Origin of the sequence: Enterococcus sp. 1001283B150225_161107_E12, assembly GCF_015556925.1 — a bacterium.
Taxonomy (GTDB): Bacteria; Bacillota; Bacilli; order Lactobacillales; family Enterococcaceae; genus Enterococcus_B; species Enterococcus_B mundtii.
This window is the reverse complement of record NZ_JADNNI010000002.1, coordinates 254,801-274,025: the sequence shown is the minus strand read 5'-3', so window position 1 is coordinate 274,025 and position 19,225 is coordinate 254,801. Positions and strand designations below refer to the sequence as shown.

The following is a 19,225-nucleotide window of genomic DNA, read 5'->3' as shown; positions in this document are numbered from 1 at the left end:
GAAAAGAAGCGTTCGACTTGCATGTATTAGGCACGCCGCCAGCGTTCGTCCTGAGCCAGGATCAAACTCTCATAATATGCTAGTTCCTCACAGCGAAAGCTGATGTGGAACTGTAGTTCGAAATTTACTTTCGAACATCATAATAGTTCATTTGTTAAGCTCAATTGTTTGCTAGCATATTGCTTGCTTGTTAAAAATGTTTGTTGTCTTGAATTGAATCAAGACGCCCTACACATTTGGTTTGTCTTACTTTGTTCAGTTTTCAAAGGTCTACGTGATAAATGAAACACAACTGCCTCAACTTATCGTTTGTGATTGCCGTAGCAACTTTTATATCTTAGCAAACTCTCAAATGATTGTCAACTATTTTTTAAAAGTTTTTCGAACTCGTTTTTCACGAGGCCGTTTTAGCAACTCACATATCATAACTTATTGTTTGTTATTTGTCAACAACTTTTTTTACCTCTTCTTTTGTAGAGTCAGCATTCCTTGATGAACTTCTCAAACAACACTAGTTATATTAACATGTGTTTTTCTATTCGTCAAGCATTATTTAAAGTTTTATTTACACTCTTAAAATCAGTAATAAACAAAAAACAACAAAAAAAAATATACCATTTATTCTATTTAGTTGTCAATCACTATTTCTGATAAATCTATCTGGTATACTTTCAATTCTGATCCTCTCTATAGTAGAAATACGAAAAAGTTGAAATGTTTTATTTTGGAATATACGATTTGCCTCTTACACTTTTTGCTAGTTTTCACTAGTTTCTTTACGAAAAATATGCATCGCGCCTTTGGTAATAAGCCAAAAAAACAGAGTACAGGTAAGTGAGATTTTGATTCTTTGGCTTGTTACTAAGGAAAAACCGATGATCCCAATTGCCTTTTTCAGTATGTAACACAATTGGATACAGTCTATTCATGTAAAATCAATTGCTCCATCAATCGTTGATCGTAGCCAACAAACAGCGCATCATCGATGATGATCAAAGGACGTCTTAAAAGATGACGTTGCGTTTTGCACAAAAATAGAAGTTGATCTTCCTGATTTTTTGGAAGCCCAGCTTTAATTTTTTTGAATTCAAATGACCATGTAGTAAATAATTGTTCAATATCTGCATTTTCAAAACTACATAACTCTTTGACTTCTTTATTACTTAAAGCTCTACTTTCTAGATCAACAAATTGATAAGACAAGTTCTTTTTCTCTAACCATTGGATTGCTTTAACCGTTATTGTGCAATTCGTTGAACTATAGATTTTGATATTCACAACGTCTCCTCCTATTCTTACGAATACAAGACACTATGTTTCATATAAATCAAGTTTCTTGCGACACCTCGTATTTCTCTAGGAATAAATGCTCGTATTTCATCTTCATTGAACCCAATCAATACTCTTTTTTCATCAAGTAGAATCGGACGTCTAAGTAAAGATGGGTATTCTTTGAACAAGCGGATCATTTCTTTTAATGATAAATCATTAAAATCGACTCCTAATTTCTCATAAACTTTTGAACGAGTAGAAATAATATCTTCGACTCCGCCTTCGGTTGCAGCCAATATTTGTCGTATCTCATTTTCTGATAGGGGTTCTGCAAAGATATTCTTTTCTTCAAAATCAAGGTGATTCGTTTGTAACCATGCTTTGGCCTTTCTGCAAGATGTACAGCTAGGCGAAGTGTATAGTTTTATCATTTTCTCACTCCTTTTTAATTGTAATCCCATTCTAAACGTAATATCAAAATAATGCCAGTCATACGCTATCCTTAAAATAAATAAATTTTGTTTTTGTTCATAATATCGTTATTTAAACAGTCAATTAAAGGTTATATTCTTTTTATAAACAAAGGTTATTTAAAAATGGCATAAATAATAAAAGTTATTTATTTATTTGAATAAAAAAGCAAATCGAGTGTATTTTTACTCGCTTTGCTTTTCGTCATTTATTTGATTTTTTTAACTTTACAACCTGTTTCTTTAATAAAACGTGAAGGTTTTAATTTTCTTTTCCCTTTAAACTCAGGTACACATAAATAAAGACGATTCCTTGCCCTAGTCATTGCGACATAAAAAAGACGTCTCTCTTCCTCAATCGTCGTTAATGGTTCGATTTTCAACTCACTTTTCAATCTTTTATCTTTTGCTACCGCCCCATTGTAAGGAATCATCCCTTCATTACAACCGATTAAAAAGACGTTACGATAACTTAACCCTTTACTTTTGTGAATACTCTGGATACATAATGCATCTAGTTTCCCCTTACGATAAGCAATCAACCTTGTTTTTAGTTCAGCTGCAATTCCTTGGACCTCAAGATACAATTTTTTCAATTGTGGGATCGTTGGATATTGTCTGACAGTCTCCAGCAACCATTCTTTGTCACCTTGCTCGATTTCTTTATTCGGTCTTGGCAACCGACAATAGGCCTCAATCAGTGAAACACATGACCGCTTTGTTGGTTGGGCAAATGTTTCTAGCGCGCTTACAAATGTCTTTAGTTCTTTTTCTCTAGCTTCTAAATTAGGCCGCCGTTTTAAAATATAAGCGACAATATCTTGGTCACTGTTTTTATTAGAGAAAAATTGGTCACATTCATTTGTTTTCAGATAACAATTAATCATCAACTGTCGTAACAACTGTTGGTGTGCTTGCACTTTTATCGGTGTTGCCGCATCATACCAACCGATAAATTTTTGATAAAATTGATAAAAAAGCTTAATTCCATAGATCCCCGCATATTGGGTATCTGCTTCTAGTACAAACGGAATATCTGTTTGGATCAAACGTTGCACCAATGCTTGTGTTTGTGATAATGAGCGATATAAAATAATAGATTCTTTGTATTTTCCTTTGTCTTCTATAAAAGCATATACTTGCTGAATCAACCAGTCACTTTCCTCTTGTACCGTTTTAAATGATAATGCCTGTAATACGCCTGGTTCCTTTTGTGCTGGTACCATCGCTTTAGGTATGCGATCCTCTTTATTGTACGTGATCAATCGATTAGCTCCTTGAACGATCGACGCTCGCGAACGATAATTGGTCAATAGAAAGAGTGTTTTTGTTGGATATTCTTTTTCAAACTGTTTGAGATAATCAGGTTCTGATCCTCTAAAGCCATAGATACTTTGATCATCATCCCCAACGATGATCAACTTGATTGGCGAGTCTTTCGCAATCAACTGAACGATTGCCCATTGCAAAGGATTCGTGTCTTGAAACTCGTCGATAAACAAGTAATCGTATTTTTGACCTACATATCTTCTGACATCTACATGAGAGAGGACATTTTTCAAATTTTGTAGAACATCATTGAATTCAAAAAGTCGTTGCTTTTGTTTTTCTTCATATAGTTCAGTCATTAATTGATCCATACGCTCAGAGATAGGTTGACGTGGGTCTTTTTCAATGGAATCAAATCTCTTTTTGATCAATTGGATGATCTCCTGTTGGGAGAGATTCATATTTTGCCAATAATCCAATCGGTTAGCAATCGTTTTCTCCCCATACTGATCGAAAGAATACAATTGATATTTTTTTATTAGTTTCTGCAGCAAAATATTTACTTTATATGGTGTGTCTTTAGAAAACTCACCTTGAATCCCTTCGGCAGAAAGATCCGGAAACTGCCGTTTGATATCACTGTACAGACGATAAAAAATACTATGAAAAGTTCCGATCGTCACATTCGTTTTTCTTTGACTAAAATTATCTACCCGTTTTTTCAATTCATTGGCAGCATTTCGAGTAAAGGTAATCATTAAGATCCTTTGCTCTTCTACTTGTTCTTCATTCATCAGATATACAGCTTTCGCACATATCGTTTGTGTTTTTCCACTTCCTGCACCTGCAATGATCCGTAAGTGTTTGCTCATATCATAAGTGATTGCTGCTTTTTGTTCATTATTGAATCGATTATAAGAACGCTTCTCAATATGTTCAAAAAATGATTCATTTGGCTGTTCTTCCTCATGTTGTTCTTCTACCAACCCTGGTGCTTCCCCATATGCAGCTTCATAGCTAGCAATTATTTCTTCTTGCATTCGAAAAATTTGTTGGAGCTTTTTATATTTTCTTTCCCAATGGCTGATTTCTCTTTGCAATCGAAGAATTTCTTTCTCATTTTCTTGATTGATCATCTTCCCCATCTTTCTTTTATTTATTTTCTACTCCATTTATTTTCTTTATACTACCAGACCTTTACAAAAAATAAAATGGGGCTTCACCCTTTTACGATCGTGGTCTTAGGAAGAAACAAAAGAAACTCTACTATCAACTGATGTATTTGATGAGTTCCTAAAACTACATGAGAACCCCAAAAAAGCAAAATCCACTTTTCCTTTACCTTTCAAAGTAAAAATAGCCAGTCAAATCCAAAAATGATTTTCCATCATTCAAGATTTGACTGGCTATTTATCAAAATACTTTTTTTCATTCATGAACAGTTACTATTAGTAGCTGTACTCTTTCACTGCACTTGACTTACGAACGACTAATTGCCAGTGTAAATTGTGTGCAGTTTCATTGTCTTCATCTGCGCAATTGAGAACACGAACCATCAAACTATTCTCATAGATTTTTTCAATTTCTGCTTCAATTGGAGAACAAAATAAATCTGATACAAATGCGTACGTTTTACCGACTTCAAATAGATTTTCATTTTCCATGCTATTTCCTCCATTATGTTGTACATACAGCACAACTTCTTTTGATAAAAATTTCGAATCTGTTACCTTTATTGACAAACCCACCTTCTTAAAGGCTTGCATGTTAACATAGAAACTACCTTGTTGTTGATATCAGAAGGCAACAACAAAAGGGGAAGGGGAGTTGCTGCCTTCTATTAAGAAGTTGGTAAAACAAAAATATAAGAACGTGTCACTTACATTCATCTTCGCAACCTCTACTAATTTTTAACATAAATTTTTAAACATAACACAGAAATATCATAAAAAGTTCTTTTGGCATCAAAACTGTTAATTAATCTCACTCTTTTTTGGCATAATCGTATGTTTAGTTGAAAATTTAAAGATGATTTGATAGTTTTACAGGAATTTTTTAATTATTTAGAGATAAACATGTCTTTTATTTTTTACATAAGAAAAAGTTTTCACTCTTATATAACAAATATGTTACAAAATTCACTTAGTTAACGATTTTGATGTCAAAACGTCCTTTTATGAATCGAAAAACTTTTTTTGTGTCTTTTCGCTTATTATAGTATTCGGAGGTACGTATAGAGATGAAAAATAAAGTGGTAAATCGAATATTGGCAATATTATTCAACGGAAAACAAGATGAAGAAGATATGACTTACATCCAAGTCAAGTTTGCTCTGGAAGTTTTACTGAACAATCTTGGAAAACTTGCTGTCGTTTTTGTATTTTCTTTATTGACAGGCACGTGGGCGGAAACAGGAATGACTTTCCTTTCATATATCTGTATTCGCAGATATGCTTACGGTCTCCATTCCGATTCTGAATTTGTTTGCTTACTTTGGACTTTGCTTTATTTGTGGGGGGTTCCCTTAGTAATGAAACATTATCAATTGACTTTCTCTTTCCCTATGATGGTCCTTTTGTTAATTGTTTGTTTTTTCCTTTTGCTTCGCTATGGATCAAGAGGCACAGCCCTGAACCCGATTGCACCAGAGAAACGCCCACCCCTACTAAAAAAAGCAATTTTCATGTATCTTTTATTTGCAGTACTCACATTATTTTTCTCTGCTTCTTACTTTTCTACCTATTTACTACTTGGGATTATTTTAGAAATAGCTACGTTGCTTCCAGTTACAAATTACATGATGAATATTGGAGGAATTTTTTATGAAAAAAACAATCGTTAAACAATTAACTAACCTTTCTGATTTCTTTGTATCTGGCTGCTGCTTCGGTATGAGCTCAGAATTTAAAATACCTGAAAAATTAAAAAAATAATATTATAAATATGCTATAATTTGGGAAAACGCAATGGGAGCTGTGCTTTATGTTTTTGTGGTCCATAGCCTTGCAATATCTGATTTACACAAGTTCTATCTTAATCATCAATTCCCAAATTAAAAATAAATACCTATTTTCTACGTTTAGTCTCTTGGCAGCAGCCCTGTTGGGAATACTTTACCCGATTTTAGGTATTTTTTCTGCACTTGTCGCAATTGCCATGTTGAGTCTACTTTTCTTTTTCTTTTCATCCTCGCGCCAACATATGATCTACGCATTACCATTGGGATTATTAGCTTCCATCTTAGGCGATCATTTGACGAGCGTCGCGGATTTTTTAGTATTGGAATCTGCTGTCATTGAACCTGGAGATGCATTACAATATTTCCATATAACTGTATCAGCGATTTTATCTTTATTATTTGCGTATGGATTCAAAAAATTTTTAGATAATTGGTCCGCTAGCGTTGACCGTCGAATGATTGGTACAATCGGTTCCTTGGTTCTACTTACCTACTATATCATTATTTTTTATACACGCTTTTCTGGTGAAACGCCAAAAGTACTAGCATTAAATACGAGCTTTTTTATCCTTTATCTGTGTGTCGGCCTAATTATCTTGATTTACTATTGGAAAATATCAAATAAAAAGATGGCAGATCAATTATTGGAACAACGCATCCAATTACAGCAAGATTACATTAGAGATCTAGAAAAAAACTATCAAGAACTTAGAGAGTTTAAACACGATTATCAAAATCTGTTGTTTTCTTTGAATAGTTATATTTCTGAAGGCGATCTTGAAGGCTTACAAAAATATTACAACCAAACGATTTTACCTACACGTGAAATGATGAATCTCTTCCCAGCAAATCTTAGCTTACTAGACAAAATGAAGGTACCTGAAATAAGAAGTCTATTCTCTTTAAAATTAATGATGGCACAAGAAAAAGGTATCTCTGTCCAATTGACTGTTCCAGACGAAATCGTCATTGGTAAAAAATATACGATCAATTTGGTAAGAATGCTTGGTATTATTCTTGATAATGCAATCGAAGGTGCAACAGTAACCAAAAAGAAAAAAATCGAAGTACTGATCATCAAGAAAAAACAGTCGTTGATGATCCGTGTCATCAACACTACTACGAATACGTTTCCATTGAGTAAGTTAAAACAAAAAGGCTTCTCGACGAAAACAAATCCCAAAAATGAAGGATTAGGTTTATTTATTCTTGATGAGTTAACAAAAACGAATCCTTATCTTTTTCTTGAAACATCGATTGAGAATCAGCGATTTTCACAAACAATCCATATACAATTAAAGGAGTAATTTTATGATTCCCATTTACATTTGTGAAGACGATCCGAAACAACTGGAAGTCATCTCTACAGTAATCAAGAATCGGATCATGATTGAAAATTTGGATAGTTATGTCCATATTGCAACTTCTGATCCTATTGAACTCCTCAATGCAGCAAGGATACGTACGTCTTCTTTTGGTATTTATTTTTTGGATATCGAACTGAAAGACAGTGAATTAGATGGCATTGCCATTGGAAAACGAGTACGTGACTTGGATTCGCTTGGAAAAATCATTTATGTGACTTCACACACCGATCTTTCCATGACGATTTTGAAAAGCAACATTGAGCCGACTGATTATATCATCAAAGAAGATATTTTTGATCTTAAAGAAAATGTTGAACGTATCTTAAGTAAAATATTCGAAGATTTCCAAACTGCGCCATTACAAAAGGATATTTTTAGAATTGAATTCAATGATGAAATCAAATTTTTACCTATTCGAGATATCCAATACTTTTCTACTGCTCAAGGTACTCCTCATAAACTGGAGGTCCATTTGACACATGCCCAAATGCAGTTTTACGAGAAGATAAAAGATATCGAAAAGAAAAGTCAACACTTTATCCGCTGTCACAAATCTTATGTCATCAATACCCAAAACGTCCAAACAATCAATAAGAAAACACGAGAAGTGACTCTATCTAACGGGGAAGTGATCCCTGTTTCGATTCGTGGGCTAAAGAAGTTGATTTCTTGAAAGACAATAAAATAAATAAATTCTTTTTAATAAAGAAACGAAGAATGAATGAAAAAGTCGTAAAATCCTCTTTTCCATTCATTCTTCGTTTTTTAGTATCGTTTAATGCGCGATCATTTCTTGCGCGATTTCTTTTCCAGTCATTTCTTCAGGATAGAAAGTTGGCCAATTGTCCATTTCTTCTAGTAAAGCTTCTTGGCTTTCATTTCCTAAATAGATATGGAAATGGTCTGATTTGGTAGGCGCAATCGAGTGGTCACTGAATTGTACATACTTGAATGCACCAGAATCAGGATCTTCTGCTTCAAACAAGAAACGGACACCGCGATTACCTGCTGAATAGTTCAAGATTTCTTTTCCAACATAACGGTATTTCGATTCTTTAACTTCGCCGTCCTTGAAAGTAAAGATCATTGTATCATCTTTGATCTCAATTTTTTCGACATCTGTTTTGTAGCCTATTTCATAGTATTCACGATATTCTTCAGCTGTCATATCTGGATTTGTTTTGGCTTTATATTCAAATACTTGATCAAACGTTCCATCTGCCATATACGTATCGACAGTTTGCCAGATACCATTCCAATCTGATAACGGGCGGTCTTGGACCTCTGCATCTTCAAAATAACCATTGTAAACTGTTTTTTCTTTCTTAGGCTTCAATGTATCTTCTAATGGATTTTCAGTATCCGTAGTTTTTTGGAGCGCTTTTAAGTTTGCTTCCATGATTGAAATGTACGTTTCGCCGTTATCCATTTGTTCTTTTGTCAATCCTTCTAAAGGATTCAATACTGCTAGTGATACCCCAGCTTCAGTGGCTAACGTACGAGCAATACTATCTTTGGCATTTTCTTCAAAATAGATATATTCAATCCCATGGTCTTCCACAAATTCTTTTAATTCGGCAATTCTTGCAGCAGATGGTTCTTCACTTGAAGAAAGACCGGCAATTGGTACTTGATTAAGACCGTATTCTAGAGCTAAATAATTGAACGCAGCGTGTTGGGTCACAAATGATTTTTGTTTTGCTTGACCTAATGTTTCTTTAAAAGTGTTGTGTAGCGCTTCTAATTCTTCTAAATAAGAGGCAGCATTTTCAGTGAATGCTTCTTCTTTTTCAGGATATGCCTCAATCAATTGGTCACGAATCGTTTCTACTTGCTTCATCGCTAGATTAGGAGCTAACCAAACATGTGGATCTAATTCATGAGAATGACCGTGGTCTCCGTGATCGTGATCATGGTCGTGGTCATCCGCATGAAGATCGTGATCATGGTCTTCATGATCGTGATCTTCATCGTCATGATCGTGGTGATGGCAATGACCATCCCCAGGCAATAACAACATTCCTTCGGTTGCTTTGATTGGAAGTACATCGCCCTCTTTTAAAGTATGTTCAATTGCTGGAACCCAAGTTTCCATATTTTCATCATTATAAACAAAAACATCAGCATTTTGGATTTTTGCCATATCTCTTGCAGAAGGTTCATAGTCATGTGAATCTGTTCCAGCTGGAATCAATAATTCAACATTTCCCTCCTCACCAACTACTTGCTTCGTAAATTCGTACATTGGATAAAATGTCGTCATTACATTCAAGCTTTCATCATTTTGTGCATTTGTATTTGTTGCAGTATCTCCTGTGCCACAACTTGCAAGGATCCCTGTCAACAGTAATCCTCCTACCACCTTGATCCAACGTTTCATTTTATTCGCTCCTTCTCATCTTCTTTCTCTATTTGATTACGATTAATAAATGTAAATCGTAATAGTTACGCTTTAGCAACAGGAATTAATTTAGCATAGAATCAAACCAACCGTCAAGCATTATTACTAAATTTATTTTATTATCGAAATTCGATTGATTTTTCAACTGTATCATTTTCTTTTTATACCCGTTTCAGATTATAATAACTTGGAGTAGGACAAGCTTGTGAAAGAAGCGGTCAGCACTGAGTAATAAGACAGGAAAATCAAAAATGGCTTTTTCATTTTGGATTTTCTTGGCTTATTATTGAAGTGTTGCTTCTTGAACACCGTTTATCATAGGTTGTGAAAGAAGCGCTCTGACCTGAGCAGTAAGATGAAAAATCAGAAAATAGCTTTCCATATTTTTTCAGCTTAATGTTGAAGGGCAGCTTCTTGAACACCGTTTATCAGGTTGTGAGAAAGACGTTCAGCTCCAAGTAGTAAGGCAGAACTTGAGAAAATAGCTCTTTATATTTTTCATGGTCTGGCTAGCTATTGAAAAAGTATTCATTCGGTTTCAGTAGCTGATCAATGAGAACGGCATAAGCCAAAAATCCAACTACTTATTTCAAGAGAAAGGAGAACTATCGTGGAAAAAAAACCGAAAGAATCTTCCCGACTGATTCGTTTTTTAGGAGGGAAAACTTCGTATTACGTTCTAGGATTACTTGTGATGATCGCGTTGGTCATTTACTTTTTCCAAAAGATTGCTTTTATATTCAAACCACTGGTTGTCATTTTCATCACGACTTTACCACCAGTCCTTTTTGCTTTGGTCTTATATTATTTATTAGAACCTTTGATCAAACGTCTCAGCAAGAAACTCTCACGTAATCTGTCAGTCATTTTAGTATTTGTCATTATTTTATTGCTGATTGGCTTAGGAGGTGTCTGGCTATTTCCATTTTTAGAACAACAAGCAACCACTTTGATTCAACAACTGCCTGACCTATTCCAAGATTTTCAACAAACGTTGAAGGACTTTTTAGCACAGACACCATTTTCTGATTCGTTCAATCAATTCTTTGCATCGATTGATGATTTCACCGATAACTTTACTTCATTTATCGGTAACTATTGGGAGAGCGGTGCTGAAAGTCTAGGAAATCTATTCTCAGCGGTCACAACGACCTTTATCACTTTATTTACTGGTCCAATCATTGCCTTTTTCCTTTTAAAAGATCCGCACAATTTTTATCAATCGGTCTTAGGTATCGTTCCACCAAAATTTCGCACAGATTTTCGGACATTGACTAAAATTGCGAACCAACAATTAGGTGCTTTCTTAAAAGGACAAATTATCGCTTCTTTCATTCTAGGTGCCGTTTACTGGGTAACTTTCTTATTGATTGGCTTAGAATTTGCAAGTATTCTGGCTATCGCTGCTGGTTTATTATGTATTATTCCTTATATTGGTCCATTCATCGCTTTCTTTCCTGGACTGTTCATTGCTTTTCAAGATTCGACGTTCATGGCTGTAAAATTTGTGATCGTCTGGTTCGTTGTCCAGTTGCTTCACGGAGATCTTGTGGTCCCTCGTGTGATGGGTGATCGGTTACAGATCCACCCCATCACGATTTTGATTGTCTTATTAGTCATGGGAGATCTTCTAGGAATCATGGGTGTCATTTTTGGTATCCCGATCTATACGCTGATCAAACTACTCGTTGTTTTTCTCTTTAGAAAATTCAAACAGCGTTATAACAAGTTTTATGGGGATCAAGGGGTTTATCAAAAAGCTGATTTTTCAGAGAAGGATTACTTTAAGTAACTAAAAAAGGATAGGAGTAAGACATTCGTCCACTCCTATCCTTAAAAAAACTATACGGTATTCAAAGAGCAACATTTCAGAGAGATGCAACTCCTCCATAAATAAGCAGCAAAAGCTATTCATGCTTTTGCTGCTTATTTTTAAAACTATTCGTTTGTCACAGTCTCTACTTTTCTTGGACTAATAATGCGACTGCTTGATAAGGCTGTAACTTCATTTCTTTTTCAACTGTCGTTGGGTAGTTACTGATCAATACTTCCGCGCCTACAAATTCTTCCGGTAATTCCACCGACGTTTCTTTCGCGTAAAAATTGGTCAGAACTAATAATTTTTGATCATCGGTTTGTCTAAGATAGCCATAGACTTGTGGATGCTCAGGTACAAAGGCTTTGTAATCACCATTAGCAATCACTGGATATGTTTTTCTTAGTTGGATCAGTCTTTGGTAATAGGCAAAAATCGACTGTTCTTGCTTTTGCTCATTTGCTACATTGATTGTTTCATGCTTCGATGCTAAAGGTAACCAAGGTGTCCCTGACGTGAAGCCAGCTTGTGGTTCATCTGTCCACTGCATCGGTGTGCGTGAGTTATCTCGTGACTTTGCTTTAATTCGTCGAAAGGCTTCTTCTGGCGTGAATCCTTGTTCTTGTAAAAGTTTATATGCATTTAAGCTTTCAATGTCCCGATAGTCAGAAATCGAATCGAAGTCAGGATCGATCATCCCGATTTCTTCTCCCATATAGATATACGGAGTGCCTCGATTTAAATGGATCATCGTGGCCAACATCTCTGCTCCTTGTTTGCGGTACTGTTCAACATCGACAAAGCGATTTAAGGCACGTGGCTGATCATGGTTATTCAGAAACAGCGCGTTCCACCCATTTCCTGCGCTCATTTCTTCTCCCCAAGTATGGAACAAACGCTTTAATTCTTCGAAATCAAATGGTGGTGTGGTCCATTTATTGCCATTCTCATAATCGACTTTCAAATGGTGGAAATTAAATACCATTGACAATTCATTTCGTTCAGGTGACGTATATAAAAGACAGTTTTCGATAGTCGTTGAACTCATTTCCCCTACCGTTATGATTTCAGGGTCTTGGCCAAACGTTTCTTTATTTAAGCGTTGTAAATACGTATGAGTAATTGGTTTATCTGTGTACTCGGCTTTCCCTTCATTTTCCGAGTTGTTTTTTAGTTCCTCGTCTTTTCCGATCACGTTGATTACATCAAAACGGAACCCTTTGACCCCTTTATCCATCCAAAAACGAACAACTTTGAATAATTCTTGTTGCACTGCTTCATTGCGCCAATTCAAATCGGCTTGCGTTTTATCATACAAATGCAAATAGTATTTCCCTGTTTCGCCGAATGGCGCCCAGGCGTTCCCACCGAATTTTGATACCCAATCTGTTGGTTCATCTCTTAAAATAAAGAAATCTTGATAATACTTGTCTCCAGCTAATGCTTTTTGGAACCATTCATGTTCAATAGAGACATGGTTCAATACCATATCTAGCATGATGTCGATCTGATATTTTTTTGCTTCAGCGACTAGCTCTTCAAAATCAGCCATCGTACCGAATAATGGATCGATTGCTTGATAATCAGAGATATCATACCCATTGTCTTTTTGCGGGCTTGGGTAAAAGGGGTTCAACCAAATCATATCAATGCCCAATTCATTTAAATAAGGCAATTTTTCTTTGACTCCTGGTAAATCACCAATCCCATCACCATTCGTGTCACGATATGACTTGGGATAAATCTGATAAATCACTTTTTCTGTAAACGCCATAAGCCTGTACCTCCAGCTGTTTTTTAACTTATATATACAAGTTGATAATCCAATTATATATGAAACGTAAGCGTTTGTAAATCAATGACGCTAGGAAATGTGTGCCATCCTTTTTCCAGCAAATATTTTACGTTAAATCGATCATTCACGCCACGCTCAATTCATTTAACTATTTATTTTTTTACAAATTCCTTTTTCAAGAAAATAAATTCTTTTAGTTATGTTATATTTAAGTATAGGGTCGTGATATAAATCAGCTTGTAGCATCTAAAATCGATTGAACAGTCTTCAAGTAACATGCTTTTTTCATACATACCCTAAACGATAAAAAGCCAAAAAGCGGAGGATCTCTACTATGACTTTTTTAAAACGTTCCAAATTATTTGCAACACTTGTTTTACTTAGCTTGACAGGAATCACTATTTTTATTTTTTCTAAGATCACTTTTATTTTCAGACCACTCGAAGCGATCATGGCAAGTATCTTCTTGCCAATCTTGATTTCAGTTTTCGTTTTTTATATTTTTCTTCCAATATACAATCAACTCCTCAAATATATAAAATCAAGAACGCTTGCGGTCACACTGATGATGCTACTGATTTTGTTAACTGTGTATTTAACCGTACAAGTGATTTTACCGATCATCATTTTGGAAATCAGTAAATTTATCGGTCAGGTTCCTCAAATTCTTTATGTTTTGGCAGAGAATCTAGATGGTTCCTTATTAGAAGAACGCTTGCTCCCATTCATTGATACACTGGAATTGAACCAATTGACACGTTTTGTTTTACAATTTGTTTCAGGTGCCACTTCAAGTTTAGTCAATGTATTCGAAATCGTTTCGCGCTCTGCGATCATTCTCTTTACGATTCCGCTCTTACTGATTTATATGTTCAAAGATGGCGACAGGATTCCAGCTATCTTGACACGCTACACGCCTAAGAAATTCCATCAGTTAGTCAGAGATTGGTGCCATGATTTCCATTTAGCAGCTTCGACCTATATTAGTGGCAAGCTTTTAGTCTGTACGTATGTAGGTGTGGGGAGTTATCTGGTTTTTAAAGTATTAGGCTTGCCAAATGCGTTATTACTTGCCTTGATTTGTGGATTGATGGATATCATTCCTTATTTTGGTCCGTTTATTGGTGCTGCGCCGGCTTTACTGTACGCATTGAGTCAAGACATTAAAACAGCCTTACTCTTAGTGGCTTTCATCACCTTGATTCAATTTGGGGAATCTTACTTGGTGTCTCCTCTAGTGATGAATAAGATGATTCATATTCATCCGATTGCGACTGTTTTTCTTTTACTTGTCGCTGGGAACTTGTTTGGCTTATTAGGAATGATCCTCGTGTTGCCGACGTATACGATCATCCGGGAGATGATCCGTAGCTTTATTCGCTTTAAGAACACTACTGATACATCTAAGTCAACTCATCCAACTGAATAGTCCTAGGAATAAACGGGGGATAAACGGGGAAATTTACCGTTTATCCTTTTTTGGCTTTACGCCGAGGCTTTTCTCCTTATCTATTTTCCCCTATCTTTCAACAAAAAAACCGTTTATTGCTATCTTCTTTTTCAAGAATAAGCAATAAACGGATCAGAACTATCGATTGATCTATTCTGTTGGTTCATCGATGAAACGTTGGACCTTCATCTTCAACTGATATTGTTTTCGTAATTCAGCAATCTCCATCATCATCTCTGATTTGTGGTGACGATCGATTGCTTCTTGATCTGTCTAGCGATCCACCAATAAGATCGATTCAGCATCTTCTAAAGGAATAAAATACTCATAACGCTCATTTCCTTCTTGCGCACGAATGCGTTCGACGATTCCTCGCTCTGTCATTTCTTGGACAAATGCCTTTGCATTGCCTTCTTTACCACTATATAGGATATTCACAGTAATACTCATCTTAGTCCTCCCACTCGTTATTCATTTGATTTCAATGCATCGATCATATCAATATGCTTCAATTTGAAATGAGTGACGATCATCACGATCACCGTGAATAGAATCGTCAAAGCAGCGGATAGTGTATAAGCAACCCAGGTAATAACTAACGGGAAAATCACTGATTCCATTGAAGCTTGGCGTAAAATAAAGTCGGTCAGCACATAACCAATTCCAAATCCTCCAAAAATCCCTAATAAAGTAAAAATGATATTTTCTCGAACGATGTACATCGTGACTTCTTTATCAAAAAAGCCTAATACTTTGATCGTAGAAAGTTCTCGTACTCGTTCAGAGATATTGATATTCGTTAAATTGTATAAAACGATAAACGCCAATAAACCAGATAGAACGACGAAAATGATGACCACTGCATCTAAATTTGAAAGAGATTCTTCTTGGTTCTTGATCTGTGTCGAAATAAAAGAGGTATTAGTGACCGCCCCCGTTTTCAATAATTCTTCTGAGAGCGTATCCTCTTCTTCTTTCGACATCTTTTCTGTTTTGAGTAGATACGCATTGGTTGTCATTGGCTGTCCAGAAATCTCTTCATAATACGTTGGACTCATATAGACAAAATTACCCAAATAATTTTGCAAAATGACTGCCACCGTTCCATGTAATTTTTGTTGATCGTCATCATACATTTCTACCGTATCACCGACGGATAAATCGAATAATTCGGCCGCTTTGCGTGTAATCGCAAGCCCATTATCTGGTAGTTCTACCGATTGATCGTCCGTTGTTTTCAAATGGATAAATGTTTCTAATGCTTGTTCATTTTCTGGTACCATCAATGTCAAACTTTGTGATGCTTGACCTTTTTTACGTAGTTCAATCGTTTGCGAATCAACCGCTAAACGATCAGTGATCTTCACTTGATCATCCATTGCGTCATTGATTTCTTTTTGACTCGTTTCATCAGTTTGATTGGTCGTTACGATCGCTTGATAATCAATGATTGGTCCAAACTGTTTGGCAGAAACCGAGCTAAGCGAATCCTTTAGTCCAACTCCTGCAACCATCAATCCTGCACAACCAGCAATTCCGATGATTGCCATGAACATCCGTGATTTATAACGGAAAAGATTACGATAACTGATTTTTTGGTTGAAGCTTAAACGTGACCAAAGAGGAGTAATGTATTCTAAAAAAATTCTTTTCCCTGGTTTCGGTGCTTTAGGCTGTAACAAAGCAGCTGGTCGTTCGCGTAGATCTTTGAATAAAACTAACATCGCTGCACCAAAAGCAGCAATAAAGAACGCAATAGCTGCTTGGATGATTGGTGGCCAATCATAGAAAATCACCGCACTGCCAATATCATAACGTTCGTTTGAAAGCTCGAAAATGATCCGAGGCAAAAGATTGGTTCCTAATATCGTTCCTAAAATGATTCCGATACCTGAAGCGAGACAAGCATAAATGGCATATTTTTTGGCAATCTCCAATTTACTGTATCCTAAAGCTTTCAATGTACCGATTTCTCGTCTATTTTCTTCTACCATCCTTGTCATCGTTGTAAAAGTGATCAATGCTGCAATAAAGAAGAAAAAGACTGGAAAGACATTTGCGATGGCTGCGATGCGTTCAGCTAGATCGCCAAATTCCTGGAAGCCGACATTTTCCGATCGCTCTTGGAAAAGATAAGTTGGCTTGGCTAATTCATTGATTTTTTCTTCATTCTCCGCAATAGACGCTTCGGCCTCTGTTAGCTCCGCTTCTTTTGTTGTCAATTGTGCTTCTTGTTCTGATAATTGACTTTCTTGTTCCGCTAAAGCACTCAATGCCGGTGTTCGCTGCGGTTCAGGTAACTGCTCCAAGACTTGACGTTGTTGATCAATCTGTGTTCTCGCTGCCTCTAATTGACTTTTCGCATCAGCCACTTGTGATTTTCCGTCTGTGATTTCTTGTTTTGCAGGGGCTAAAGCATCCTTGCCCTCTTGCTTCAACTGTTCTAAACGTTGCTGCGGTCGCTCTTCAAACAACGCTTCCAGCTTTTCGATGTTTTTTTCCATCTCTTCTTGGTATTCTTCACTGTACGTATTTAAATCGTCGACATTTGCAAAGTCAAGATATAAAACGGATTGGATATCTGTTTTAAAATTATCTTGGGGAACATAGGCAAAGTAATCAATACTCCCATTCCCTACATTTGCAAACCCTCGTTCTAAATTATTGATGAATAACGGGGAACGAACAAATCCTGTAATCTTGTACGCCGTCTCTTTCAAGTCATCTGATTCAATCGTATAAGTGTCACCGATGCTGTAACCTTGATTTTTTGCCTTCTCATCTAGTACAAGTTCATCATCCGATTGCGGCAAGCGACCGTCGATCACCGTCAACTGATTTTGTTTCATATCAGGTGCATAGGAGAACACTTGGACAACTTCATTTTTATTGGCATTCGCGTAATATAGCTGTTTACCCGTTTCAACGGTTACATCTGAGAGTTTCTCTGCTTCTGCAACATCTTCTTTCGTCAATCCTGCTGTCGAAACGATCTGTAGATCAGAGAGTTTACCTGCCCTGACATATTCATCCATCGTTTTTTGCATCACAGGACCCGCTGTCTTGACGCCTACATATAGGAGCGTGCCGAGTAAAATAATCAAAATGATCGCGATAAAGCGTCCTTTTGATTGGCGTATTTCACGAAATCCTGCTTTGAGGTAAGTTCTATTTTTCATGGCAAACCTCCTTACCAAACAAGTTCATCGATAGATGAAGGCTGTTCATTCAATTCGACTGCACGGACTTTTGCATCGTTGATATGGATCACTCGATCAGCGATTGGCGCTAAAGCCGAGTTATGTGTAATGATCAAAACGGTGTTGCCATGTTCACGGCTAGCATTTTGCAACAATTTCAATACTTGTTTTCCTGTTTCAAAATCCAATGCGCCAGTTGGTTCATCACAAAGTAATAATTTTGGGTTTTTCGCAAGCGCTCGTGCAATCGACACACGTTGTTGTTCGCCCCCTGATAATTGTGATGGGAAATTATTCAACCGGTGCGCAAGACCAACTTGTGTCAAAACTTCTACAGGATCTAACGCATTTGGCGAAACTTCTGTTGCCAATTCAACATTTTCTTTTGCGGTTAAGTTAGGAACAAGATTATAAAATTGAAAAACAAAGCCAACATCTGTCCGGCGATAAGCCGTTAATTGTTTGTCATTGAATTGAGCAATATCTGTTTCATCAATAATGATCTGTCCCTCATCCGGTGTATCCATCCCACCTAAAATATTCAATACCGTTGATTTCCCTGCTCCACTAGGGCCAAGGATGATCACTAATTCTCCTTTTTCAATGGAGAATGAAATATCGTCATTCGCTGTAATCGTTGTTTCGCCCATCTGGTAACGCTTAAATTCATTTTTTACTTCTACATATTTCATAAAACTTCCACCTTCATTCTCCCGTTTATTTGTCTATTTGGTAAATCTCTTCTATTTTAACACTGAAATGAAAGGTTGTGAAAAAAACCTTTTCAAAAGAGGTCGTGAAAGGCGCGTTCAGCACTGAGGCATAAGAAAGAAAAATAGAAAATGGTTCTTTCATTTTTTATTTTTTGTCTTATGTCTGAAGTGTTGCGCCTTGAGCACCGTTTACAAGAGAGGTCGTGAAAGGCGCGTTCAGCACTGAGGCATAAGAAAGAAAAATATAAAATGGTTCTTTCATTTTTTATTTTTTGTCTTATGTCCGAAGTGTTGTGCTTTGAGCACCGTTTACAAGAGGTTGTGAGAGAAGCGATTAGCACTGAGTAATAAGAGAGGAAAAGCTAAAATGGCTTTTTCATTTTTTGATTTTTTTGGCTTATTATTGAAGTTTTACTTCTGGAACACCGTTTATTCGCTTCTAGGGTGTGCAAGGTGAATAATATCATAGAATCATCATTTACTTCTTTACGTATTCATGGGAAAATGACACTA

General features: G+C 36.2%; 13 protein-coding genes, 1 rRNA gene and 1 pseudogene. 5 read left to right on the top strand and 10 right to left on the bottom strand.

Going from position 1 to position 19,225, the window contains the following annotated elements; translation table 11 throughout:
* The 5 genes from I2F89_RS03110 to I2F89_RS03090 all read right to left on the bottom strand — a co-directional run.
* Positions 1-77: ribosomal RNA gene (locus tag I2F89_RS03110) — 16S ribosomal RNA — on the bottom strand; the annotation flags it as partial.
* A gap of 844 nt (positions 78-921) precedes the next feature.
* Complete coding sequence (locus I2F89_RS03105; protein WP_074800335.1) at positions 922-1,278, bottom strand: ArsC/Spx/MgsR family protein; 357 nt, start codon at positions 1,276-1,278, stop codon at positions 922-924.
* A 17-nt stretch (positions 1,279-1,295) separates the two neighbouring features.
* Positions 1,296-1,703 carry a transcriptional regulator Spx gene (spx, locus tag I2F89_RS03100; protein WP_195513459.1) on the bottom strand — a complete coding sequence of 136 codons (408 nt, stop codon included), beginning with the start codon at positions 1,701-1,703 and terminating at the stop codon, positions 1,296-1,298.
* 248 nt (positions 1,704-1,951) lie between these two features.
* A complete protein-coding gene (locus I2F89_RS03095) occupies positions 1,952-4,156 on the bottom strand; it encodes an ATP-dependent helicase (RefSeq protein WP_195513457.1) in 2,205 nt (734 codons plus the stop codon).
* A 303-nt stretch (positions 4,157-4,459) separates the two neighbouring features.
* Positions 4,460-4,675 (bottom strand): hypothetical protein, encoded by a 216-nt coding sequence (locus tag I2F89_RS03090; RefSeq protein WP_010736344.1) that lies wholly within the window; start codon positions 4,673-4,675, stop codon positions 4,460-4,462.
* Between the two features lie 575 nt (positions 4,676-5,250).
* Between I2F89_RS03090 and I2F89_RS03085 the strand changes: the two genes are divergently transcribed.
* The 3 genes from I2F89_RS03085 to I2F89_RS03075 all read left to right on the top strand — a co-directional run bounded on the left by I2F89_RS03085 (position 5,251) and on the right by I2F89_RS03075 (position 8,010).
* Entirely contained in the window at positions 5,251-5,853 is a 603-nt protein-coding gene (locus I2F89_RS03085) for an accessory gene regulator B family protein (RefSeq protein ID WP_010736345.1), read from the top strand.
* A 140-nt stretch (positions 5,854-5,993) separates the two neighbouring features.
* Positions 5,994-7,277, top strand: a complete 1,284-nt coding sequence (locus tag I2F89_RS03080; protein ID WP_019723361.1) for a sensor histidine kinase — start codon at positions 5,994-5,996, stop codon at positions 7,275-7,277.
* A 4-nt stretch (positions 7,278-7,281) separates the two neighbouring features.
* Positions 7,282-8,010, top strand: a complete 729-nt coding sequence (locus I2F89_RS03075) for a LytR/AlgR family response regulator transcription factor (protein WP_010736348.1) — start codon at positions 7,282-7,284, stop codon at positions 8,008-8,010.
* Between the two features lie 102 nt (positions 8,011-8,112).
* Here the strand turns inward: I2F89_RS03075 and I2F89_RS03070 are convergent, their stop codons facing one another.
* Positions 8,113-9,717 carry a zinc ABC transporter substrate-binding protein AdcA gene (locus I2F89_RS03070; protein WP_195513454.1) on the bottom strand — a complete coding sequence of 535 codons (1,605 nt, stop codon included), beginning with the start codon at positions 9,715-9,717 and terminating at the stop codon, positions 8,113-8,115.
* Positions 9,718-10,348: 631 nt separating this feature from the next.
* On the opposite strand from I2F89_RS03070, the gene I2F89_RS03065 reads away from it, so the two are divergent.
* A complete protein-coding gene (locus I2F89_RS03065; RefSeq protein ID WP_195513452.1) occupies positions 10,349-11,530 on the top strand; it encodes an AI-2E family transporter in 1,182 nt (393 codons plus the stop codon).
* Between the two features lie 166 nt (positions 11,531-11,696).
* Here the strand turns inward: I2F89_RS03065 and treC are convergent, their stop codons facing one another.
* Entirely contained in the window at positions 11,697-13,328 is a 1,632-nt protein-coding gene (gene treC / locus I2F89_RS03060) for an alpha,alpha-phosphotrehalase (RefSeq protein WP_195513450.1), read from the bottom strand.
* A 355-nt stretch (positions 13,329-13,683) separates the two neighbouring features.
* On the opposite strand from treC, the gene I2F89_RS03055 reads away from it, so the two are divergent.
* Positions 13,684-14,778 (top strand): AI-2E family transporter, encoded by a 1,095-nt coding sequence (locus tag I2F89_RS03055; RefSeq protein ID WP_074800352.1) that lies wholly within the window; start codon positions 13,684-13,686, stop codon positions 14,776-14,778.
* Between the two features lie 171 nt (positions 14,779-14,949).
* On the opposite strand, the pseudogene I2F89_RS03050 reads toward I2F89_RS03055, so the two are convergent.
* The 3 genes and pseudogenes from I2F89_RS03050 to I2F89_RS03040 form a co-directional block, all read right to left on the bottom strand.
* Positions 14,950-15,249: pseudogene (locus I2F89_RS03050) on the bottom strand (antibiotic biosynthesis monooxygenase family protein).
* 17 nt (positions 15,250-15,266) lie between these two features.
* Positions 15,267-17,978, bottom strand: a complete 2,712-nt coding sequence (locus I2F89_RS03045; RefSeq protein ID WP_195513448.1) for an ABC transporter permease — start codon at positions 17,976-17,978, stop codon at positions 15,267-15,269.
* A gap of 11 nt (positions 17,979-17,989) precedes the next feature.
* A complete protein-coding gene (locus I2F89_RS03040; protein WP_010736355.1) occupies positions 17,990-18,691 on the bottom strand; it encodes an ABC transporter ATP-binding protein in 702 nt (233 codons plus the stop codon).
* Positions 18,692-19,225: the final 534 nt, after the last annotated feature.